Origin of the sequence: Halobaculum roseum (assembly GCF_019880245.1) — an archaeon.
Lineage (GTDB): Archaea > Halobacteriota > Halobacteria > Halobacteriales > Haloferacaceae > Halobaculum > Halobaculum roseum.
In genome coordinates this window covers 795,168-815,638 of the sequence record NZ_CP082286.1, presented here as the reverse complement: position 1 = coordinate 815,638, position 20,471 = coordinate 795,168, and the positions used below count along the sequence as shown (strand labels likewise).

The following is a 20,471-nucleotide window of genomic DNA, read 5'->3' as shown; positions in this document are numbered from 1 at the left end:
GACCCGGTCGTTCTACTCGCGGATCCGGACGACGCCCTCGGTGAACGCATGTCGGTTCGGCACGACGTACTCCGCGCCGTCGCTTTCCACGTGCGTGACGAACACGTTCACCTCCTGGACGACGCCGTCGGTGTCGCCGATGCGGACGCGGTCGCCGATGCTGTACGGCTGTTCGAGCAGGAGGTAGAAGCCGGCCGCACCTGAGGCGAGCAGGTCGCGAAAGGCGAGCCCGCCGAACAGCACGAGCGCGAAGCCGTACGTGGCGAGCAGGACGACCAGCGCGGCGGTGTCGACGCCGATCTGTCCGAGCGCGACGAGCACCGCGATGAACACCACCGACCACTTGGCGACGGACGGGACGATCCCCGCCTGCGGGAGCTTTATCCCGCGGAGCCGGTCGTTGATCAGCAGTTCGACCTTGTCGCCGACGACGAGGCCGACGATGAGCACGAGGATCGCGAGAAACAGCGACGGAAGGAAGCCGGCGGTTCGGTTCCAGAAGGCGGCGATGTACTCCACCCGGGCGATGGTGAGCGCGACGATGAGCCCGAGGATGAAGATGAAGTACCCCGAGAGGTTCGCGACGAGCGAGACCGTCGAGGTGCCGAACTCGCGGGCGGTCCGTTCGAACGCCGTCCCCTCGATCGTCTCGGGGACGCCGGCGCCGACGAGGATCCGGCGATTCACGCGAACGACCAGATAGCCGAGGAACGCGGCGAGCACGACCACGCCGAGCGCCAGCCAGAGACGCGCCGGGAGACGCAGCAGTGCCGATCGAACCGCGTCGATCGAAGATTGTAACGGCGGGGCAACGGACGAGACGGTGCCAAACGCATTCGGCGCGGTCGACGGCGCAGGCTCGACGGACGGGGTGAAACGTGGGTCGATCATGCGTCAGTACTCCTCCGGATCGAGTTCGAGGACGAGCCGCCCGCCCTTGAACGCACGGACGAGCCCGTCCGACTCCGAGAGCACGATGGCGATCGCGTTCGTGTCGCGCGTGATGGCGCCGCCGGCCATGTGGCGCGCGCCCAGCCCCTTCGGGATGTCGACGCCCTCGGCTCCCGGTTCCAGGTAGCGATACGCCGAGACGATCTTCCCGGAGTCGCTGATGACGAACGCGCCGTCGAGCCGCGAGAACTCCTTTAACATTACGTTCACGATGGGGTCGCCGACGTGGACGTGGCTCTTCTCGAAGGGGTTGTAGCTGAGCGGCCGGGACTTGTTCATCACCTTGCCCGCATCGCCGACGACGAACAGCGCGCCGACGGGCTTGCCCTTCTGGCCCTTCTTCCCGAGCTCGATCGCCACGTCGAACACGTCGCGCACGACCGCCGGATCCGCGCGGGAGTTGGCGAAGAGGTCGTAGATCCCGGAGTGCATCGACTCGGTGACGGACGTACGGATCACGCCGTCGATCGGGTCGTCGAACACGCCGACGGCGCACGCGACCACGTCGCCCTCCGCGCAGTATCCCTGGTCCATCGCGCCCTCGACGCCGAAGCGGATCCGGTCGCGAACGTTGTCGAACTCCAGCGGAAGCTCCACGTAGCGCTCGGCGTCGTGGTCGTTCTCCGGCGCGACGACGACGGCCGACTCCCCGTCGACCTCGCGGTAGTCCTCGTACGTCGATCCGGTCGGTGCGAAGAGGAACACCCCGTCGACGTCCGCGACGAGGTCTGCGAGGAGGTCGGCCGAGGAAGTCATTGTGTGAACGTTTCGGGGCGCGTTCATATCGGTTTCGGCAGCGTCATGCGGCCGTCTTGCGTTCGGAGGTCGACGACTCCCAGGATTCGTATCCGTGCCTGCTCGTTCGTCGCTTCGCTCCTCACAGCTCACGGGTCACTACGTTCCCCGTTCGCCCGTCGAGGTCTCACTTCGTTCGACCTCGCACTGCGCGGGACCGGATTCGAACCGGAGGGAGACGGTTGTGCTCGCTCACTTCGTTCGCTGCGCGCACTGCGACTCCCAGGGTTCGAATCCGTGCCTGCTCGTTCGTCGCTTCGCTCCTCACTGCGCGGGACCGGATTCGAACCGGCGGACCTCTACAGGACAGCGTCCTAAGCGCAGTCGTGCGTAGGCACGCTAACGCACCAATTTCGGAGTGGTACGTCCCGTTTTCGTCTTGTCTACCAGCACAAATGGCTGCATCACATATAAAACCCAACCGGGACAGCGTTAAGCGCGAATCACATTAGAGGGTGAATTTCACCCAGTTAGTGATCTCAAGTATCGCGATTGTCTGCTGTCTCGACGGTAGTAACTTTCTCTATGGGCCTCTGAGCCGCCCTAGAGGGTGGTTGTGACATGAGCGGCGACTTGCGCGGCGACGATGAGGACCTTGCCCCGAGGAAATTGGCAGATTTTGAATATCGGAATGGGGCCGGCGCCGACGTTCCTTGCGGCCAGTAATTTCCGACAGGGATGGGAATGTTGAACCCTCTTGGAGATTCCTAGACTCAAGGAAGCTCCAGCGATTGGGGATCTAGATATAGGTGGGATGTTCCTTACGTTTAGGCATGATCTGAAGACGTCATAGAACCATTCACTCAGTAGTTATTTTCACCGTATGGATCGCCGAACTTGCTGGTAAGTATACCTGCGAACTGGCGATAGGGATGCTTTCAGTTAATCCTCGACAGTAGTAATTTCGACTGTGTTCCCGTGAATCTGAACATGGTAATGGGAAATGTTCAGGGAAATTGAAACCAGACCATTAGACTGAACAAGGGTTGTGAGGGCGTCGGTATCAACATATGTGTGAAGTGGTAAATTGAGGAAAGGTACAGTTTCTGTATTCTCCTCATGTTCGAATTTAGCAATCAATTCGAAAATGGCGACTGTCGGCTCAACTTCCTCCCAATCGTATTCTCCAGTTTTTTTTCTTTCTCCGAGCAAGTCATTGTTCATTATAGAACATTATTGAAACGGTTCCCAAGACACCTATTATGGGTACATTTTGACGATGTGGGTAACAGTCTCTCCGCTCAATAGCATCTCTGTACTTACCACTCCAACCAAGTCCGGGAACTGTTCTATGAAACCATCCTACCAATACAACAACAGCAGATATCGCGAATGCCATTTCCGATGCAGGCGCGGATTACCTCATAAAACCGGATCTGTTTTCACTCGGCGCGCCGGTTCCTTGCCTTTCAGAGAACTGCGGTGCGTGGCGAAAGCCCGCGCAGCGAGCGAAGCGAGCGAGCCCGGAACGTGGAGGGTGGCGGGGTTGAACGAGAAAAGTAGATGTATTTCCTGATGGGTGGTGTCTATTCCAAAAGTTTATTTTTTGCTTTTTCGTACTCCGACTCGTTAAGATCTCCCTCATCATGGAGTTGTTTTAATCGCTCTAATTCGTCAGTTAGACTGCTATCCTTCGGATTATCTTCACCCGATTCAATTCCTTGTTTGAAGTTTCCGCCGCCCATTTGGTTCTTTATCATATAATATGCCTCATTAATTATAGTTTCATCAAAATTTGAGGTACTTTGGAACTTACTTATTGATTCGGCAAACTTAAAGTTAAATACATGGTCATCAGTTTCAAAAATCAGGCCCGGATGATGTTTTATCATTTCTCTTTTTATTTCTGTGACATTTTCCATTCCCACCCTAATCGTGCGATTTGGGGATGACTCCGTCTTTACATTCATTCTTCCCGTGATATTCCAGTTAAAGTTATCAAATAATATGACTCCTATTTCAATATGATCTCGATGTATGATTAGATTATTCACATAGTCTATCTGGCTTTCATTTGTAACAGATCCTCCTGAAATATTTCCCATTTCTACTTGGCTAATTGATTTACCTCCAGACATAGTAGGTATGATTAATTTGGCAAATAATTTATTATCTGGGGTGATTACTTGAATATGTTCGCGACTGTTACCCATCAATGATGCAATATACTCTCCCAGCTAATAGTTATTATTGTCAAATAATCACTATGTCAGAGAAGGCCCCCGCTCTTTGAGCATACCAACGGTATCCTTGAGGTGATATCAGTTGCTTCAGAACTTTGATTTTCTAGTCTCTCACAGACCGTCATCATCATGCTGGGCTTGCATGAGGGGAAAGCATCGTTGCCTGAAGGATATTACTCTACGGTCCTCAGAATTCGGGTTTTGTTTATAATAGCCATTCAGGTTTACTTTCATCATATCAACTCGCCATTCAAAACATAGATCAGCATCACTTTGTTATGTGACCAGCCTGCTGTTAGGGCGTAAGGATTGGGTGATCATCTCTCGAATTCGGCGGAAGATCAACGACGGACTCACGACTGACGTGGAGGTACTACGAGAGAACCATTCTGAACTCTACGAAGAACTACGAGGGATGGTATATCAAGAGAAGTGTTGTGGCTCGGGATTCTTTTAAGTATTAATAGAGAGATCGGTGAACACAGACCCTTGCAGTACTGCGTTTTCGCAACATAACTTAGGGTGTGTTGTTGGTGGTGGTGTATTGGGGACTGACGAACAGGTGGTGGAACCATCTGAAGAGATGTAGACTCGGTACGTTTCCCGTGGAGTGGACGCAGTCTATGTGGGTTTCGGGGGGACGTCTACGGCGTTGTACTCCTCGAAGCCTTCGACAATTCCTTTGAGGAACTGCCACGTAACCTCCGGCTTGAACGTGGATCCGAATTGCTTCTCGAACCAATCCCATGTTGGCTGCCAGCCGTACTGGAGATGGCGGCACGCAACACGAATTCGCTCATTATGTGTGAGTGTGTCAATGCCGTTCTGTTCGGCTCTCCGCTGAAGTGCTTCTGCTTTGGTCTGTGGATTCTCTCGTGCAGGCCAGATTGTCTGTGGTTCCTCGTCGGAAGTCGCCGCCCGAGACTCAGTCGTTCCCTTCGAGCCGGATCCCGCGGAACCAGACGCACCAACATTGTATCCCTGCTCGGAGAGGTAATTAAGTACGCTATCACGTCCGCCTTCATCGTCTGTAAGCGCGTGGCCGACCACGGTAGCTTCCCACGGAGAAACGCTGAAGATTCGAGAACTCCCACTTTTCCCGCCGATGATCACTACCTTTTCGCCGGCTTGGTAGTCCCACTTGCGGTAGTCTTTTTTCGACAACTGGAGCGGCGCGTGTACGTCTTGTTTTGTGAACTCGCCGTTACACCCAATGGCACCGTAGAAGTACGCTGGTACCATTGTCGCCCCACCACGTTTGTCTCTCCGAGCGAATTCCCCGCCTTTCACGCGCACCGCTGCGACACTTCGAGAATTTCCAGACGCATGAGCATACGGAGAGAACTCTTTCGTGTTGTACATCGACCACTCCGGAACGTCAGCGGGATCTTCAGGATACGCCACCTGCTCAATGAGGGGAGTTTCGATTCCGTTTCCCTGCTCTTTCGGAGTGATCTCCAGCAAAGTCTTCTCGGGATCAAGCACTTGAAACAGATTCCCCGGCCTATCTGTTGAGGGAGAAGCTGTCTTGCGGGTGAGCGTTCCTTGGACGAACACCTCCCACAAAATATCCGCGTAAGATGCCGACATACTCGGGTTCACCTCGCTGGATTCACGGACGATGCGGGTATTATCCCATGTTGATTCAATTTCGACTTTCGAGAGGCCAGATTCCTCGTGTTCGACGCCGGGAAGGCGGAAAAGTCGCTTCCGAGAGTACAGCTCCAAATCAAGGTCGGCATCCGTCTCCTCGCAGAAGGACTTAGCCAGTTCCTTGAGCTGTTCTCTGTTGTCTTCTCCGGAGACAAACCGGGGGACATGGACGTGAATAGAACGATTTCCCGAGAAGTACAGCCGACAGGTATTGAACGGTACATCGAGGTAGTCTTCTACAAACTCGCGGAACCACTCGATAAGGGTGGCCGCCCCTTCCTCATGGTACACGTCGCTCTCGATGTGGACCGGATAGAGAACGCGGCCGTCGGCCTCACACTCGTCTTGGAGTTCCGTCGCTATCGACGTGATCCCTTTGACTTCGTAGCCGCTCTCAAACCCCTGTTGGCGTTCGTACTGGTCGTGCGTGAGAACGTACACCGGGCTGGCAGTCGCGGCGTCATCGGGGATCGGCTCGAAGATAGTGCGGAGTTTCGGAGCGCGAGCCGACCCTTTCTCGTAGCGGAATCCGTACTGAACGCAGGGTAGTTCGTCCCAATTGGGGACGGTCGTGGTTTGCGTGTTGGTCGTTGACTTATCAGCCGAAGACATGACTAATTATTATTAGAAGATCGAGATGTTGGTACGAGAGAAAAGTTACTTCACGAGGTCGGCGTGGCTGTTGCTGTTCCGAGACGTCCCGATGTTCACAGCACCAACTGGTAGCTGGCCAGTCACCCCGATGATGGTTAGCGAACGCTCTGCGGCCTCATCGAGTGAGTTCACGGCGTGATCCTGCCCGTCATCATCAATTACGTGCAGGCGCTTTACGCTGAACTCGTCCCGCTGGAGCAATTTCGCGTAAACCACCCTTTTGAACGACGTGACCGAGAACTGACTGCCATCGCCTTCCAGATGCAACGCTGTTTCTTTCTCGTGAGGTTCGCGGCGGGGATCTTCAGAAAGCTGAGTACGCAGCATTTCGATTGTGATACAACTCTCAGAATTTTGATTTTTTGAGGACATAGGTCATGAGGGAGATGCCGTTTTCAGTTTCAGATTCTACTTACGTTCGACAGAGGTATGACTCGAAAGTCAGCATATGTATCTCTATATCGAGGCGCGAAATTCTAGAATGTCGTCAGAGGGCTGGAGACGTTCGAGTATGAACTTTCTGTAGGACATCTACGTACCAAAAGCGACAATCTCCCTCAATTAGATAATAATGTACCACTCGCAAATAAAAGTTTCGATTTTGTTGATGATCAAATGGATATAGTAGAGATAATAACCATTGTCCACGAGACACACCTGCTCTTTGATTGGAGATGCCTACATTTGAGGTACGTCAGCAAAATAGTTCAATCAATTTCAACCCATGTTATCGAGTGCGTCACGCCGATCCTCAACCGGGACATTATCGTACTTGAGCGTAGTCTTCACCGACTTGTGACGTAACTGGGCCTGTGTAGCTGCAAGGTCACGTTCTTTTGTCATGTGGGTCCCAACAGAGTGGCGGATCGCGTACCAAGACATCTGCCGATTTTGGTAACTAATCTCCGCTCGCTCGCACAAGTCTTTGAGTATTCGACTCAGTTCGTTGGAACCATATCGATTCCCGTGCCGAGTGAGCCAGAGTTTGTCGGTGTCTGCGTACCTCGGATGGTCAGATCGTTCGTCTATCCATTGCTCTAACGCGGTCGCTGTGCGGTCAGTAATTCCCACCGTCCAGTTTCCCTCGTTCTTGGCTGAATCCTCTCTCGGGATGCGTAGTAGGGCGTTCTCGGGTTCACACCAGCTTACCCGAGCGTTCCCGACTTCTACTGGGCGAAGGCCGGCATCGAGACTCGTCCAGACGAGAGACGTGAATTTCCAGCTATCTGGATCGTCTTTGAGAGGGTTGCCGTCAGTCCCGTAGTTAGGAGTGCCGTCCTTCCCGAGCGCAGCTTGTCGAATCTTGCGACGTTCGGGCTTCGTCAGGAAATCGCGTGGGCCGTTGTTGCCTCCCCCAGACTGGAAGTTCCAACTGAACTCCCACTCGTCGCGGTTGTACTTGTGTTGAAGCCACTTCGAGTAGCGTCCGAGCGCACCGAGGATTTTGCCCTTTGTGGATTCAGTTACGTCACGGAACGCAACTTCCTCCATGTAGGCGCGTGCGTCCTCTTGATCGGGTGGAGCTTTGTAGCCCCCACGGTTCTCCCATACCCACAAGTCGAAGCGTGCCGTCCGGTGTCCGGTCTGGCAGACGGTGTAGGGAGAGTATCCTTTCGCTTTTTCGGGATCTTTTCCCATCCGAAGCAGGTACGTGAGGAAGGGTTTGCGATACTCGTAGTAGTCCACGGCACCCTTCTCGGTGAGGAAATCGCGTTGACCTTTGCGAACGATTGTGATTGTTCTATTCGGTTCCATCATGTCCGAATCAAAATCGGGACAGCGTTCCAGCGTATTCGGTTTATCGAGGCTCATTTGGGGTCTTGCCGTTGTTGGACAAGCCGAAAACGAGCGGTAGCGAGTGCGCGGGACCGGATTCGAACCGGCGGACCTCTACAGGACAGCGTCCTAAGCGCTGCGCCGTTGGCCTGGCTTGGCTACCCGCGCTCGCCACACAGTATCCCGAATCGCCGTAAGTAGCTGTCGGACCCGGGCGACGATTTATGTCCGCCCACCCCGAACCCGTCAACGTGTACCGCGCCAGCGACGAGGTGGAACACGAGGAGTGGCTCTCGCGGCTCCACCGGGCCGCCGAGTCGCTGGAGCTGTCCGCGGAGGCCCGTTCGAACGCGACCGACATGTTCCTCTCGGCCGTCCCCGAGGAGGACCGGTCGAAGCCCGCGATGGCCGCGGCCGCGCTGTACGCCGGCGCGCTCATCGCCGGCGACGAACGCCCGCAGACCGCGGTCGCCGACGCGATGGACGTGACCCGCCTCTCGGTTCAGCAGCACTGGAAGAACGTCCTCGAGGACGCCGGCTTCCGTCCGCCGTCGTGGTAGGAACGTAGGGTCTCTCCTTCGCGCGGGTTGCGATGCGTCTCCGCTACTCCGTGAGCAGTCGATACGCGAGCAACGCCAGCCCTGTGAAGCCGACCAGCTGCCCGAGGAGAAACAGCGCGCCGCCGACGTACGCGAGTTCGCTTCCCGGGTCCCGCCCGCCGAACCGGATCGCCTGATACCCGACCAGCAGGGCGACGACGCCGACGAGGATCAGCTGCGTCGCCCGCGAGCGCCGCGTCAGCCAGTCGACCGCGGCGTCGACATCGGCCATCGCCCCGTCACTCCGCGTCCGGCGGCTCGGTCCCGCGACCCTCGCGCTCGGGCGTGAGATTTCCGTGGCGGTCGATCTCGCCGCGGACGATCCGGGTCGAGGAGATCCGGTCGCCGTCCTCGGCGGGCACGTGGTCGACGATCTCGATCCGGAGGCTCGGCAGCCCCTTCTGCTCGCGGATCTCGTTGACGCGCTCGGCCCCCGACTGCGTCTCCGGGGAGACGATCAACGCGTCGAAGCCCGGCTCGACGGCGATCCCGGTCGGCTTCGTGAGCTCGCGGATCTCGTACTCGCGGTCGTGTTCGGCCGCGAGCGGCGCGAGTTCGTCGTCGAGGTCGCGCTTTCGCTCGGCGAACGGGCGGACGTATCGGTCCGTGTGGCGTGTCTTCGGGGCCAGCTCGTCGGAGGTGAGTCCGACGGTGAGGTCCCCCAGCTCGAACGCGCGCTCGAACAGCGCGCGGTGGCCGTCGTGGACCGGGTCGAATGTCCCGCCCAGCGCGACGTTCATACCCGGCCGTGGATGCCCCGACACCTAAAAGCGACGTTACCCGTCGTCCCGTTCTGTCTCGACCGAGATCCGAACCGGTTCGTCGGTCCCGTCCGCCGACTCCCCGTCGCCGGAGAGCCGCGAGTCGAGCGTGAACACGGCGTTCAGCTGGTCCTGCACCTGCCCGACCGCGCCCTCGACGAGCGCGGCGGGATCGATCGCCTCGTACTCGTAGGGGTTGTTCCCCGCGCCGGCGGACTCCCGCTTCGTCCGGGTAACCGTCTCCTCGTCGTGCAGCTCCGCGAGCGCCTCGCGAACGGTGCTGGGGTACAGCCCGGTGCCGTCGGCGACCTCCTCGCTCGTCGACCCGGGTTGTTCGCGGAGGAACACGTAGATCCGGGCCCGCGTCTCGGTGTCCAGCAGCCACGCCAACAGGTCGACGATGCGCTCGTCGAAGCCGTCGGCGACCTCCGCAGCGCCCGATTCGAGACGCTGTGCGGCCTCGCGAAGCTCCGTTCGCGGGGCGTCCTCGTCGTCGGCGCCGTCCGCCTCGTCGCCGTCATCGGGGGCCTCGTCGGTAGCCATGTGTCCCATTCGGGCGGTCAGAACTCCGCAGGGAAAACCCCGTCGGCGGGCGAACCGGTCGGGGACGAACGACCCCGCGTTCGCCCCGCCTACGCGTCGTGCTCGTCGATCAGCAGATCGCGACACAGTCCGTCGAGCCCCTCGCGCTCGCGGATGCGCCGCTGTCGCGACGCCCCGGACTCCCGGTCGAGGAGGTATCGAAGCCCCTCGACGCCGAGCCGGTCGCACTCGCGGTCGACGACGGTCGCCAGGTCGACCTGCGAGTCGCCGTCGCGGTCGACGAACGACGCGTCGCGGCCGTTCCGGATCGCGCGCCACTTGTTCTCGTCGAGGAGTTCGCGTCGAAGGCTCCCGTCAGACCCAGCCGCGGATCCGGGCTGGGCCTCGTCCTCGTACCGTTCCGCCAGGTGGACGACGAGCGCGTGAACGTACTCCACGAACGCGCAGACGACGTCCGGGTTCGACTGCCCGTCGGGCGTGCGCACCTCGACGGTGCCGTGGCCCGTGTGCGGGCGCACCTCGAACCAGAGCTCGCCGCGGTCCTCGATGGAGCCGTGCTCCACCATCCGCCGTTCGAACTCGTCGAAGGCGGCGAAGTTCTCGAACCGACCCGGGATCCCGGTGTTCGGGAGGTTCTCGAACACCGTCGCCCGCGCCGACGCGAGCCCGGTGTCGTAGCCGTTCCAGAACGGCGAATTCGCCGACAGCGCCAACAGCGGCGGGAGGAACCACCGGATCTCGTTGGCGATCCACGTCGCCTTGTCCGCGTCGTCGACGCCGACGTGGACGTGCAGTCCCGCCGTCGTGTTCCGGTGTTGGGGGTACTGGATCCGGTCCAGCTGGGACCGGTAGCGGGGCTTCTCCGCGTGATCGAGTTCGCGCCAGACGGCGGCCGGATGGAGTCCGGCGCCGGCGATCTGCAGGTCGTACGACTCCGCGTACTCGACGAGCGCCTCCCTGACCCCGACGACGTGATCGCGAACGGATCCGGGGTCCTCGATGAGCGGCGTCTGGGTCTCGACGACGAACTTGAACAGCTCGTGGTCGATCCGCCCCCCGAGCGGCTCGGGCGGTTCGCGGTCACCGTACACGAGCTGGTCGCTGCCCGAGGTCGGACGCCCGTCGCCGTCGACGACGAAGAACTCCTCCTCGACTCCAAGCGTGCCCATCCGCTCGAACGCCGCCGCCGAACCCGTGTCCATCGGCGACGGCTTCGGCGTGCGGTGGTATATATCTCGGGAAACCGGCCCTCGAACGCGGCACTCCGACGAACATTCAAGTCCGATGACGCGACCACCGCCCACCGGACGTGCCGGCGTCCGACCGCGCGGCCGCTCGGCGAGGTCGGACGCACAGTCCGGGTAGCCGCGGCGACGCGCGACCGAGCAATCAGCGCCAGCGAGTGCGTCCCCGCTACCGAGGCGTCGCGACGACGCCGAGATGGTCCTCGTGGAACCGGTCGAGTCGCCGAGTCTCCAGTACCTCGTACGTGGACTTCAGCTCCGCGAGCACCTCCTCGAACACGGCGTCGGGAGCGGCTGCCACGTCCTCCGAGCGAGCCTTCACCGCCAGCAGGAGTCGGCCGTCATCGGCGAGGAACTGTCGGTTGCGAACGGCCACGTCGGCCTGGCCGCGGGTCGCCACGTCCTGCACGAGCACGTCGCAGTCCGCCTCGACGACGTGGGCGTACGTCTCGGGTCGGCGGGCGTCCTTGAGCAGCGGGAAGAGGTTGGGCCGCGGCTCGCAGGCGTCGAGCAGGTCCCGCACGGGACGCGGCGAGAACTCGACAGCGTACGTCGGCCCGGCGAAGTCGGCGACGTGGCTGACGGTGGTGCCGTTGGCGGCGCCGAGATACAGCACCGTCTCGCCGCCCGAGAGCCCGGTTTCCATCCCGAGTTCGAGCATCCCGCCGAGCTTCGACCGGCCGGCATCCCACGCGCGCCACTCGTCGTCGGTGGGTTCGCCGTACACCGGCTCCCCGCGCGTCGCAAGCCGGTCGCGGCCGTCGAACTCGCGACGCCGGACGCCCGCCGGAAGCGACGCGTCGGCGTCGGTCATTCCGAATCACCGCCGTCGTCGGCGGCGCGGGCGCGGATCGTCCGCATCCGCTCGTCCAGCTCCGCCTCCAGCTCCGGGCGGTAGTCGCCCGAGTAGTGGTCGATGCGGGCGGCGATCGTCAGCTTCCCCGCGAGCGCCCGCGAGGCGGAGCCGCGGTCCTCGGGGCGGGTGCCGCGGACGTACTCGTGGGTGTAGATGACGCCGTGTTTCGGCGAGGAGCCGTGGCCGCGAAGGTGCGCGAACAGCGCGTCCTCGGCGCCGAGCACCTGCAACGTCCCGGACGGCTTCTTCGCGAGCGTCTCCAGTCCGCCGGCCAGCGAAATGAGCCGGGCGGCAAGTACCGGCCCCGCGAGCGCTGCGAGGTTCGGGGCGGCCACCGGCGCGCGCGATTCGATGAACGACTCCAGCTCGTCGGCCTCGCGGTCGAGGTCGGCGACGCGGGTCGCCAGCGAGACGACGCGCTCCTCGGCCGGCCCCTCCGGGTCGCGCTCGGCGATCTCCCGGCAGCCGTCGACGCCGGTTCCGGCGTCCGGGAACAGCGTGCCCGCCCACTCGGAGACGCGTTCGGCGAGCTCGTTCGCGACGCGGTCGGCGTCGTCCATCGCGCGAACCGCGTGGAGCAGCTGGCGATCGTCGGCGCGCTCGCGCTCGTCGACCTCTGCGCGGGCCGCCTCGACGGTCGCCTCGCGGAGCTTCGCGTAGTAGTCGTCCTCGTCGGCGGCGAAGCCGGTCTCGACGGCGAGCGCCGGCCAGTCGGCCGGCGCGTCGGCGTCGCCGTCGCGGACGCGGTCGGCCGGCGACTCGTCGTCGCCGGCGTCGAACCACGCCCTGGGGGCGGCGTCGTCGGTAGTCATGCACGTCCGTTTCCGGCGGCGGTTCATGAGCGTTGTCTCCGCGGTCGAGCTCCTCGGCCGGCGGGTTGCGGAACCGACTTCTCCCGGTTTCGGGAGATACGAACCGAGTAACCTTTGGCCGCTCCGGAGAACCACGCGGACATGCACCAGCCCGAACTCGACGAGACCGAGGCCCCCGAGGTCGGCGAACTCACGCCGCCGGACCGAACCCTCATGGGTCCCGGCCCGAGCGACGTACACCCGCGGGTCCTTCGCGCGATGAGCACGCCGCTCGTCGGACACCTCGACCCGTCGTTCATCGAGATCATGGACGAGACGCAGGAGCTGCTCCGGTACGCCTTCCGCACCGACAACCAGTGGACGATCCCCGTCTCGGGCACGGGGTCGGCGTCGATGGAGGCCGCCATCGGCAACCTCGTCGAGCCGGGCGACACGATGCTCGTCCCGACGAACGGCTACTTCGGCGGCCGGATGGCCGAGATGGCGCGCCGCGCCGGCGGCGACGTGGTCGAGGTCGACGCGCCGTGGGGCGAGCCGCTCGACCCCGTCGACGTACAGACGGCCTTCGACGAGCACCAGCCCGACGTGTTCGGCTTCGTCCACGCCGAAACGTCGACGGGCGTCCGACAGCCGGACGTGCCGGAACTGACGAGCATCGCGCACGACCACGACGCGTACGTGATCGCCGACTGCGTCACGTCGCTGGGGGGCGTTCCCCTGGAGGTCGACGAGTGGGGCGTCGACGCCGCCTACTCCGGCCCCCAGAAGTGTCTCTCGTGCCCGCCGGGGGCGTCGCCGCTGACGCTCAACGACCGCGCGATGGACAAGGTCCTCGGGCGCGAGGAGCCCGCCCGCTCGTGGTACCTCGACCTCTCGCTGCTGGAGGGGTACTGGGGCGAGGAGCGCGCGTACCACCACACGGCGCCGATCACGAACGTCTACGCGCTGCGGGAGGCGCTGCGCCTCGTCGCCGAGGAGGGGATCGAGTCGCGCTGGGCGCGCCACCGGGAGACCGCGGGCGCGCTGAAGGCGGGCGTCGAGGCGATGGGGCTGGAGATGAACGCCGCCGACGAGTACTGGCTGCCGAGCCTCAACGCGGTTCGGGTGCCCGACGGCGTCGACGACGGTGCGGTCATCTCGTACCTGCTGGAGGGGTACGACCTGGAGATCGCCTCCGGGCTCGGTGATCTGGAGGGAGAGATCTTCCGGATCGGCTGCATGGGTCACTCCGCGCGTCCGGCGAACGTGTCGCTGCTCGTGTCGGCGCTCGGGCAGACGCTCGCCGAACACGGCGCCGATGTGGATGTCGGCGCGGGCGTCGAGGCGACGGCGTCACGGCTGTAAGGCCACACCACGGGCGTCGGTCACCGTTCGGCTGCCCGTCACCGTCGCGGCTGGATTGACGAACCGCGGATTCTGTCGTCGGGAGGCCACCAAATCCAAGTGGTCGGCGGCGCCAACAGCCGGCCGCATGGACGAGGTACTCGAGGCCGCGGAGGTCGTAGCGGACTCGGAACTGGAGGGGGCAGTCGTGTGGCTGTTCAGGGTGATAGGCATCCTGCTCGCGCTCGCGGGCGTCGGGCTGTGGCTGTTCACGCAGTCCGGGTTGCTGTGGCTGCCCGCGATCCTGATCGCGGTCGGGGTGCTCCTGGCGGTGATCCCCGGCGTTCTGTTGGAACTGACCGAACTGTTCGCGTAGGGGCGACGTCAGCGTCGACTTCGGCGTTCGATCACTCCCGCGTTCGGTCGCCCCCGGCGACGGGGAACGGTCGTCCGCTTTTTCTCCTCGGCGTACCAACAGGAGCCCGTCATGTACGAGGACATCCTGCTGGCGACCAACGGCGGCGTCGCGTCGATCAACGCGACCGACCACGCGCTGGATCTCGCGGCCGACCGCGCCCGACTGCTGGACGACCTCGACATCGCGGTCGACCGCGAGGCGACGCTGCACGCGCTGTTCGTCGTCGACGAGGCCGCCATCACCACCTACCCCGGCGACGAGTACGTCGACGGGCACGAGGGGCCCGAGTACGGCTTCGAGGACCTCGGCGAGGAAACGCTCGCCGACGTTCGCGACCGGGGCACCGGCGCGGGCGTCGCCGTCGAAACCCACCTCCGTCACGGCACGCCCGACGAGACCATCCTGGAGGTCGCCGACGAGATCGACGCCGACCTGATCGTGGCGGGCAGCCAGCGACGCCCCGACGAGTACCGAACGCTCGTCGGCAGCGTCACCGAGCGCGTCGTCCGCGCGAGCGACCGGCCGGTGCTGGTCGTGAAGACGCCGGTCGACGAGGAGGGAGAGCCGATCGTCTGATCCCGAAGTCGTTCGCCGGAGTACCTGTGGACGCCAGCCCCGTACCGATCGCCCCCCGTCTACCACTCCCCGAGCGCGTTGGCGCCGTGGAACCGCCACAGCACCCCGAGGAAGGTGAGCGCGCCAAGTAGGGCGAAGCCGCCGCCGAGGTAGAACACGGAGTCCATCCCGACGTTCGCCATCAGCCAGCCGCCGACGACCGGCGCGATCACCGAGCCGGGCCGCCACACCAGCTCGCGGATGCCGAAACTGGAGGCGACCCCCTCGCCGTCGCTGCCCTCGTCGGCGAACAGCGCCATGCTCGCCGGCTCGCGGAAGCTGTCGGCGACGCCGAGCCCGCAGTTGAGGAGCACGAGCGGGACGAACGCCGCGGAGACGGCGCCGACGACCGGGAACGAACTTGGGAGCCCCAGCGCCTCGCCGACCATCGGCGTGAACGGCACCGCGAGCGCGACGAGGCCGTAGGCGCCGCCGCCGGCGAAGACGAACAGGGCGCGCCCGGCCGAGTCCGACAGCCGGCCGGTGAACGGCTGGAGGAGCATGTTGGTGAACTTCTCGGAGACGGTGATGACGGCCACGGCGAACGCCGGATACGCGAGGCCGCCGTTGACGGCGGCGTAGCCCGCGAAGAAGGGGATCCAGTTACGGACGAGCGTCACCGCGACGGCGTACTGCGCACGGAAGGAGGTGAGCGTGAGGATCCGGCGGTTCACCGCGAGATCGGAGAACGGGAACCCCGAGATCCGGGTGTCGTCCGCGGAGAGGAGGAGCGCGGTCGCGGCGAAGGTGACGACGTAGAGCCCGGCGATGAGGAGGAACACCTCGCGGGCGCCGTCGAAGTAGTCGTACAGGAACCCCGCCGAGAGGCCGCCGAGGATGGAGGCGGCGAAGGCGGCCGCGTTGGCGCGCCCGATCCGGTTGGCGCGCGTGCCGCGGGTCGCGAGCTCGCCGACGAGCCCGAGCGTCATCAGCCCCATCCCGGTGAAGACGATCCCCTGTGCGGCGCGGACGGCGAGCAGCTGGGGCTCGGTCGAGACGAACCCGAACGCGCCGTAGGTGAGGATCCCCACGAGGAGGGTGCCGACGAGGACGAGTCGCTTGTCATAGCGGTCGCCGGCCCACGCGAGCGGGACGACCATCACGGTCTGGGCGAGCGTGTAGACGGTGTAGAACAGGCCGGCACCGACGCCCTCGATGCCGAGCTCGGCCGCGAGCTTCGGAAAGAGGATCACGAGCGAGATGCTCCCGAAGCCGCCGGCGAACCGCGAGAGGTACAGCGTCCAGAACTGGAGTCGCGATACGGAGGCGTCCGTCACGTCCCCCGCTTCGCGGCGCCGGTGAAATGGCCGTCGAAGCGCGACCGTTCTGCCGGCACCCGCGAGTCGGCATCCGCGACCCGGCACTCGGCGAACCAGTGCTCGCCGGTCGAACGCCACGGCCCGGTTTCTTCCCGCGCCGTCGCGAACGGCGGGTATGGTCACCCTCCTCGACACGTACATCGAGAACCGCGAGCGCGTCCAGCCGGACGACACGAACAACTACGACACCGCCCACGGCGGCAACGTCGCGAAGTGGATGGACGAGGTCGGCGCGATGTCGGCGATGCGCCTGGCGGGTCACCCCTGCGTCACCGCAAGCATCGACCGACTCGATTTCTCGCGGCCGATCCCCCGCGGCGACACCTGCGTCATCGAGTCGTACGCGTACGAGACCGGGCGAACCTCGATCCGTGTCCGCCTCCGGGCCTTCCGCGAGACGCCGGAGACGGGCGAACGCGAGTTGACGACCGAGGCCACGTTCGTCTTCGTCGCGCTCGACGAGGACCGGAGGCCGACGCCCGTTCCGGACCTGACGGTCGAAACCGAGCGCGGCGAGTCGCTCCGCTCGGCGGCGCTGGCGGCCGACCCCGACGAGTAGCGCCCCGCTGGAACGGGAGCAACCGATACCCGCCAGCGACGCGTCCGTCGGGTATGGATTCGCTCTCTGCGCTCCGGGACCACCTCGACGGACTCGCGCTGTCGGCCCACCTCGCGACCGCCGTCGACGACCGTCCGCACGTCGCCCCCGTGTGGTTCGTCCTCGACGACGACGCGGACGCGGTGTGGCTGTTCACCGGCGGGCGGAAGCTGGAGAACATCGACCGAAACCCCCGGGTCGCGCTGTCGATCGAGTCGGCCGACCGCGCCGGCACCGTCGACTGGCAGGCGACCCTCCTCGGCACCGCGGCGCGGGTTGACGACCCCGAGCGCGCCGCGTGGGTCGAGCGCCGCCTCGCGGAGACGTACGCGATGCATGCCGACACAGAAGCGGACGAGTCGGCCGACGAGGGTGACGAGTCCGGCCACGACCGGGGCGATGATGACGACGGCGAGGTGTCGAGCGAGGGACTCGTCAGGGTCGACGTTGCGAGCGGGACGTTGACGGAGTTTTGATCGTCACAGTGCGCCTCGAAAAAGCGGGCTTGGAGGGAGTTGAACCACGGTCTGACGTACTCGGCTCGCTCCGCTCGCCCGCGTGCGACTTCCCTGCTTCAACTCCCTCGGACGCCGTTCCGCGACACGGCTCCTCACGACGTTCGCTCCGCTCACGTCTTTCGTCGCGGTGTGTCGCGTCAGAAGCGGGCTTGGAGGGAGTTGAACCACCTGCACTTCGCTCGCTGTCGCTCGCTCGTGCCGTAGTTCAACTCCCTCAGACGACCGGTACTCGGCGCGGTTCCTCGAACGGTTCGCTCCGCTCACCGTTCTCGTCACAGTGCGCCTCGAAAAAGCGGGCTTGGAGGGAGTTGAACCCCCGACCGACGGATTAAGAGTCCGTCGCTCTCCCTGACTGAGCTACAAGCCCTTGCGTTTCGAGGATGCGAGGGTACGCTAAAAGGCCTTCCGTTTCACCGACGGCGTCGCGGGGGCGAACATCACCGCTTAAGTGCCGTCCGTCCCGATTCCGCTCCACATGAGCACCGGGGTCACCGTCTCGTCGATGTCGACGTACGCCATTCTCGGGTGCGGGAGCGTCGGGCACGCGGTGGCCGACGCCTTGACCGCCGAGGAGAAGGACGTGCTGATCCTGGACAAGGACGAGTCCCGCGTTGAGGCCCTACGGGATCAGGACCTGAACGCCCAACAGCAGGACATCTCCGAGGACGGCGTGGTCGAGGCGGTCGCCGACCGCGACGTGATCCTCATCCTCTCGTCGGACGTCGACGCCAACAAGGACGCCGTCCGCGCCATCCGCGAGCGCGGCGGCGACCAGTACGTCGTCGTCCGCGCCTCCGACCCCGTCAGCGAGGACGAACTCGCCGACCTGGGCGCGGACGTGGTGATCAACCCCTCGACGGTCATCGCCGACTCCGCGATCCGCTCGCTCGAGTCCGGCGAGCTGGAGTACAAGGCCCGCCAGCTCGCGGACATCCTCCGCGACACGGACGGAACGCTCGCGGTGCTGGCCCACGACAACCCCGACCCCGACTCCATCGCCGCCGCGGTCGCGCTCGCGGCGATCGCCGCCGAGTACGACGTCGAGGCCGAGATACTCTACGACGGCGAGATCGGCCACCAGGAGAACCGGGCGTTCGTCAACACGCTCGGGATCGACCTCCACGCCCGCGACGAGACCCGGCCGCTCTCGGAGTACGGCGCGCTCGCGCTCGTCGACTACGCCGAGAGCGGCGGCAACGAGATCGACGCCGAGGTCGACATCTACATCGACCACGACGAGCCCGAGACGGCCATCGACGCGGCGTTCACCGACATCCGCAAGAACGTCTCCTCCACTTCGACGATCCTCACGAAGTACCTCCAGGAGTTCGACCTCTCGCCCAGCGAGACGGTCGCGACCGCGCTGCTGTACGGCATCCGCGCGGAGACGGTCGACTTCAAGCGCGACACGACGCCCGCGGACCTGACGGCCGCGGCGTACCTCCACCCGTTCGCCAACCACGACACGCTTGAGGACGTGGAATCGCCAAGCATGAGTCCGGAGACGCTGGACGTGCTCGCGGAGGCCATTCAGAACCGCGAGGTCCAGGGCAGCCACCTCATCTCCAACGCCGGCTTCGTCCGCGACCGCGAGGCGCTCGCTCAGGCGGCCCAACAGCTGCTCAATCTCGAGGGTATCACCACCTCGGCCGTCTTCGGCATCGTCGACGACACGATCACCCTCGCCGCGCGCTCGAAGGACATCCGCATCAACATCGGCAACGTCCTCCGCGACGGCTTCTCGGACGTTGGCGAGGCGGTCGGCCACGCGAAGCAGGGCACCGCCGAGATCCCGCTGGGTCTGTTCACCGGGATCGAGACGACCGAATCCAACCGAGACACACTGCTGTCGCTCTCGGAGGAGGCCGTTCGAAAGAAGCTGTTCGACGCGATGGGCGTCGAGAGCAGCTCCAGCGCCGGGTCCGGGTCGAGCGAATCGTCGAACGGTACGTAGCGACCCGCGCCGACCGCCGGTAGGTCGGCTCGTCGTCGATCGCGGCGTCGGTCCGCCGTTCGTTGTGTCCGTTCATCGAAAGGCCGTCCGCAGGCGATCGATCCCCGGTGTCGTCGGTGCCGCAGCAGAAAGTGATTTATACTCCATGTCACATAGTACCACACGAGAGGTGGTCGGCATCGAACGAGGACAGACGAACGGCTCGAACGTGGCAGAGGCTGCCGACCGACATCCGAGACAGCGGGTCTGACCCAACTGCACAGCGCATCCCGGCGTGAGAGGGCCGGGTCGAAACCACCGCACAGGCGTTCGAGTACAGCACGGGCAACTCATCGGTATCGCGCGCCGACCCACCGCGGCACCGCGCCGCGGTCCCCCGCGTTCCCGGCAGGCTACTCCGACAGCGACGCGGACTGTCCCGAGAAGACGCCGATAGCGCCGGGAGCGGCGCCGCCGCCGAGGCCTCGACCGAGCGGGTCGACCACGGCCGCGTGCACCTACGCGACCGCCTCCTCGTTGGTCTCGTCCTTGAGGCGCTCGATTGTGTCGTTGATGAGGATCACGTCGCCGACGGCGCGCACCCACCGGTACGGGATCATCACGCCCTTCCCGGGCTCGACCCGACTGGCGAACAGTTCGTCGCTGAGTTGCGACAGCGCGAGCCCGGTGACGGCCTCGGAATCCAGGTCGAGGCGCACGTCCTCGACTTCCCCCACGAACACGCCGTTGTTGGAGTAGACCTCCCTCCCCACGAGAGTCGTGATCTCCTGTGGCGCCGCGTCTGCGTTCATGTCCCGCAGATCGGCGGGGCGGGTCTTAAAATCGTTCCTCGCGGGCTTACACGCGTCAGACGTTGGGCGGACGCACGTTCCCGGTTCTCGCGACCACAGTCCACCGGC

The 20,471-nt window shown here is 63.6% G+C and carries 22 protein-coding genes and 2 tRNA genes; 7 read left to right on the top strand and 17 right to left on the bottom strand.

The genetic code is table 11. The annotated features are described in order from the left end of the window. Positions 1–12 precede the first annotated feature (12 nt). From K6T36_RS04135 to K6T36_RS04100, 8 genes are all read right to left on the bottom strand, one after another. Positions 13–891, bottom strand: coding sequence for a mechanosensitive ion channel family protein (locus K6T36_RS04135; RefSeq protein WP_222922720.1), 879 nt, complete (start codon positions 889–891; stop codon positions 13–15). 3 nt (positions 892–894) lie between these two features. Then, positions 895–1,707 (bottom strand): diadenylate cyclase DacZ, encoded by an 813-nt coding sequence (gene dacZ, locus K6T36_RS04130; RefSeq protein WP_222922719.1) that lies wholly within the window; start codon positions 1,705–1,707, stop codon positions 895–897. A 921-nt stretch (positions 1,708–2,628) separates the two neighbouring features. Continuing rightward, positions 2,629–2,910, bottom strand: coding sequence for a HalOD1 output domain-containing protein (locus K6T36_RS19160; protein WP_222922718.1), 282 nt, complete (start codon positions 2,908–2,910; stop codon positions 2,629–2,631). Between the two features lie 362 nt (positions 2,911–3,272). After that, on the bottom strand, positions 3,273–3,899 hold the full coding sequence (locus K6T36_RS04120; RefSeq protein WP_222922717.1) for an SHOCT domain-containing protein: 627 nt from the start codon (positions 3,897–3,899) through the stop codon (positions 3,273–3,275). A gap of 651 nt (positions 3,900–4,550) precedes the next feature. Then, positions 4,551–6,194, bottom strand: a complete 1,644-nt coding sequence (locus K6T36_RS04115; RefSeq protein ID WP_222922716.1) for a hypothetical protein — start codon at positions 6,192–6,194, stop codon at positions 4,551–4,553. A 45-nt stretch (positions 6,195–6,239) separates the two neighbouring features. Further along, complete coding sequence (locus K6T36_RS04110; protein WP_222922715.1) at positions 6,240–6,563, bottom strand: hypothetical protein; 324 nt, start codon at positions 6,561–6,563, stop codon at positions 6,240–6,242. Positions 6,564–6,953: 390 nt separating this feature from the next. Further along, entirely contained in the window at positions 6,954–8,048 is a 1,095-nt protein-coding gene (locus K6T36_RS04105) for a tyrosine-type recombinase/integrase (RefSeq protein WP_225935183.1), read from the bottom strand. Positions 8,049–8,095: 47 nt separating this feature from the next. Beyond that, positions 8,096–8,180 (bottom strand) — tRNA-Leu (locus K6T36_RS04100). A gap of 83 nt (positions 8,181–8,263) precedes the next feature. On the opposite strand from K6T36_RS04100, the gene K6T36_RS04095 reads away from it, so the two are divergent. Beyond that, complete coding sequence (locus K6T36_RS04095) at positions 8,264–8,572, top strand: transcription initiation factor IIB family protein (RefSeq protein WP_222922714.1); 309 nt, start codon at positions 8,264–8,266, stop codon at positions 8,570–8,572. Between the two features lie 43 nt (positions 8,573–8,615). On the opposite strand, the gene K6T36_RS04090 is transcribed toward K6T36_RS04095, so the two are convergent. The 6 genes from K6T36_RS04090 to K6T36_RS04065 form a co-directional block, all read right to left on the bottom strand. After that, positions 8,616–8,843: a hypothetical protein gene (locus tag K6T36_RS04090; RefSeq protein ID WP_222922713.1), complete on the bottom strand. Its 228-nt coding sequence runs from the start codon at positions 8,841–8,843 to the stop codon at positions 8,616–8,618. A gap of 7 nt (positions 8,844–8,850) precedes the next feature. Then, entirely contained in the window at positions 8,851–9,351 is a 501-nt protein-coding gene (locus tag K6T36_RS04085) for a phosphopantetheine adenylyltransferase (protein WP_222608171.1), read from the bottom strand. Positions 9,352–9,387: 36 nt separating this feature from the next. After that, complete coding sequence (locus K6T36_RS04080; protein WP_222923354.1) at positions 9,388–9,915, bottom strand: winged helix-turn-helix domain-containing protein; 528 nt, start codon at positions 9,913–9,915, stop codon at positions 9,388–9,390. An 89-nt stretch (positions 9,916–10,004) separates the two neighbouring features. Then, the gene (locus K6T36_RS04075) at positions 10,005–11,117 is read right to left on the bottom strand and encodes a glutamate--cysteine ligase (RefSeq protein ID WP_222922712.1); all 1,113 of its coding nucleotides are present in this window, start codon (positions 11,115–11,117) and stop codon (positions 10,005–10,007) included. A gap of 211 nt (positions 11,118–11,328) precedes the next feature. Then, positions 11,329–11,973: a fibrillarin-like rRNA/tRNA 2'-O-methyltransferase gene (locus K6T36_RS04070; protein ID WP_222922711.1), complete on the bottom strand. Its 645-nt coding sequence runs from the start codon at positions 11,971–11,973 to the stop codon at positions 11,329–11,331. Beyond that, positions 11,970–12,827, bottom strand: a complete 858-nt coding sequence (locus tag K6T36_RS04065) for an NOP5/NOP56 family protein (protein ID WP_222922710.1) — start codon at positions 12,825–12,827, stop codon at positions 11,970–11,972. The genes K6T36_RS04070 and K6T36_RS04065 overlap by 4 nt, the downstream gene beginning before the upstream one ends. Positions 12,828–12,968: 141 nt before the next feature. Between K6T36_RS04065 and K6T36_RS04060 the strand changes: the two genes are divergently transcribed. The 3 genes from K6T36_RS04060 to K6T36_RS04050 all read left to right on the top strand — a co-directional run bounded on the left by K6T36_RS04060 (position 12,969) and on the right by K6T36_RS04050 (position 15,144). Then, the gene (locus K6T36_RS04060) at positions 12,969–14,171 is read left to right on the top strand and encodes a pyridoxal-phosphate-dependent aminotransferase family protein (RefSeq protein WP_222922709.1); all 1,203 of its coding nucleotides are present in this window, start codon (positions 12,969–12,971) and stop codon (positions 14,169–14,171) included. A gap of 127 nt (positions 14,172–14,298) precedes the next feature. Then, positions 14,299–14,526: a hypothetical protein gene (locus K6T36_RS04055; protein ID WP_222608165.1), complete on the top strand. Its 228-nt coding sequence runs from the start codon at positions 14,299–14,301 to the stop codon at positions 14,524–14,526. A 111-nt stretch (positions 14,527–14,637) separates the two neighbouring features. Beyond that, positions 14,638–15,144 (top strand): universal stress protein, encoded by a 507-nt coding sequence (locus K6T36_RS04050; RefSeq protein ID WP_222922708.1) that lies wholly within the window; start codon positions 14,638–14,640, stop codon positions 15,142–15,144. A gap of 59 nt (positions 15,145–15,203) precedes the next feature. On the opposite strand, the gene K6T36_RS04045 is transcribed toward K6T36_RS04050, so the two are convergent. Further along, positions 15,204–16,460 carry an MFS transporter gene (locus tag K6T36_RS04045; RefSeq protein WP_225935182.1) on the bottom strand — a complete coding sequence of 419 codons (1,257 nt, stop codon included), beginning with the start codon at positions 16,458–16,460 and terminating at the stop codon, positions 15,204–15,206. Between the two features lie 157 nt (positions 16,461–16,617). On the opposite strand from K6T36_RS04045, the gene K6T36_RS04040 reads away from it, so the two are divergent. Together K6T36_RS04040 and K6T36_RS04035 are read left to right on the top strand one after the other, a co-directional pair. Then, entirely contained in the window at positions 16,618–17,061 is a 444-nt protein-coding gene (locus K6T36_RS04040; RefSeq protein WP_222922706.1) for an acyl-CoA thioesterase, read from the top strand. 53 nt (positions 17,062–17,114) lie between these two features. Next, a complete protein-coding gene (locus K6T36_RS04035) occupies positions 17,115–17,576 on the top strand; it encodes a pyridoxamine 5'-phosphate oxidase family protein (protein ID WP_222922705.1) in 462 nt (153 codons plus the stop codon). Between the two features lie 335 nt (positions 17,577–17,911). Here K6T36_RS04035 and K6T36_RS04030 read toward each other — a convergent pair. Then, a tRNA-Lys gene (locus K6T36_RS04030) sits at positions 17,912–17,985 on the bottom strand. Between the two features lie 108 nt (positions 17,986–18,093). Here K6T36_RS04030 and K6T36_RS04025 point away from each other — a divergent pair. Beyond that, on the top strand, positions 18,094–19,572 hold the full coding sequence (locus tag K6T36_RS04025) for a DHH family phosphoesterase (protein WP_222922704.1): 1,479 nt from the start codon (positions 18,094–18,096) through the stop codon (positions 19,570–19,572). Between the two features lie 497 nt (positions 19,573–20,069). On the opposite strand, the gene K6T36_RS04020 is transcribed toward K6T36_RS04025, so the two are convergent. Then, complete coding sequence (locus tag K6T36_RS04020; protein WP_222922703.1) at positions 20,070–20,363, bottom strand: PRC-barrel domain-containing protein; 294 nt, start codon at positions 20,361–20,363, stop codon at positions 20,070–20,072. Positions 20,364–20,471: the final 108 nt, after the last annotated feature.

Bases quoted from the DNA above. Each gene is read 5' to 3' on its own strand.
- K6T36_RS04135 (WP_222922720.1), bottom strand. From the start codon at position 891: ATGATCGACCCACGTTTCACCCCGTCCGTCGAGCCTGCGCCGTCGACC.
- dacZ (WP_222922719.1), bottom strand. From the start codon at position 1,707: ATGACTTCCTCGGCCGACCTCCTCGCAGACCTCGTCGCGGACGTCGAC.
- K6T36_RS19160 (WP_222922718.1), bottom strand. From the start codon at position 2,910: ATGAACAATGACTTGCTCGGAGAAAGAAAAAAAACTGGAGAATACGAT.
- K6T36_RS04120 (WP_222922717.1), bottom strand. From the start codon at position 3,899: ATGGGTAACAGTCGCGAACATATTCAAGTAATCACCCCAGATAATAAA.
- K6T36_RS04115 (WP_222922716.1), bottom strand. From the start codon at position 6,194: ATGTCTTCGGCTGATAAGTCAACGACCAACACGCAAACCACGACCGTC.
- K6T36_RS04110 (WP_222922715.1), bottom strand. From the start codon at position 6,563: ATGCTGCGTACTCAGCTTTCTGAAGATCCCCGCCGCGAACCTCACGAG.
- K6T36_RS04105 (WP_225935183.1), bottom strand. From the start codon at position 8,048: ATGAGCCTCGATAAACCGAATACGCTGGAACGCTGTCCCGATTTTGAT.
- K6T36_RS04090 (WP_222922713.1), bottom strand. From the start codon at position 8,843: ATGGCCGATGTCGACGCCGCGGTCGACTGGCTGACGCGGCGCTCGCGG.
- K6T36_RS04085 (WP_222608171.1), bottom strand. From the start codon at position 9,351: ATGAACGTCGCGCTGGGCGGGACATTCGACCCGGTCCACGACGGCCAC.
- K6T36_RS04080 (WP_222923354.1), bottom strand. From the start codon at position 9,915: ATGGCTACCGACGAGGCCCCCGATGACGGCGACGAGGCGGACGGCGCC.
- K6T36_RS04075 (WP_222922712.1), bottom strand. From the start codon at position 11,117: ATGGACACGGGTTCGGCGGCGGCGTTCGAGCGGATGGGCACGCTTGGA.
- K6T36_RS04070 (WP_222922711.1), bottom strand. From the start codon at position 11,973: ATGACCGACGCCGACGCGTCGCTTCCGGCGGGCGTCCGGCGTCGCGAG.
- K6T36_RS04065 (WP_222922710.1), bottom strand. From the start codon at position 12,827: ATGACTACCGACGACGCCGCCCCCAGGGCGTGGTTCGACGCCGGCGAC.
- K6T36_RS04060 (WP_222922709.1), top strand. From the start codon at position 12,969: ATGCACCAGCCCGAACTCGACGAGACCGAGGCCCCCGAGGTCGGCGAA.
- K6T36_RS04055 (WP_222608165.1), top strand. From the start codon at position 14,299: ATGGACGAGGTACTCGAGGCCGCGGAGGTCGTAGCGGACTCGGAACTG.
- K6T36_RS04050 (WP_222922708.1), top strand. From the start codon at position 14,638: ATGTACGAGGACATCCTGCTGGCGACCAACGGCGGCGTCGCGTCGATC.
- K6T36_RS04040 (WP_222922706.1), top strand. From the start codon at position 16,618: ATGGTCACCCTCCTCGACACGTACATCGAGAACCGCGAGCGCGTCCAG.
- K6T36_RS04035 (WP_222922705.1), top strand. From the start codon at position 17,115: ATGGATTCGCTCTCTGCGCTCCGGGACCACCTCGACGGACTCGCGCTG.
- K6T36_RS04025 (WP_222922704.1), top strand. From the start codon at position 18,094: ATGAGCACCGGGGTCACCGTCTCGTCGATGTCGACGTACGCCATTCTC.
- K6T36_RS04020 (WP_222922703.1), bottom strand. From the start codon at position 20,363: ATGAACGCAGACGCGGCGCCACAGGAGATCACGACTCTCGTGGGGAGG.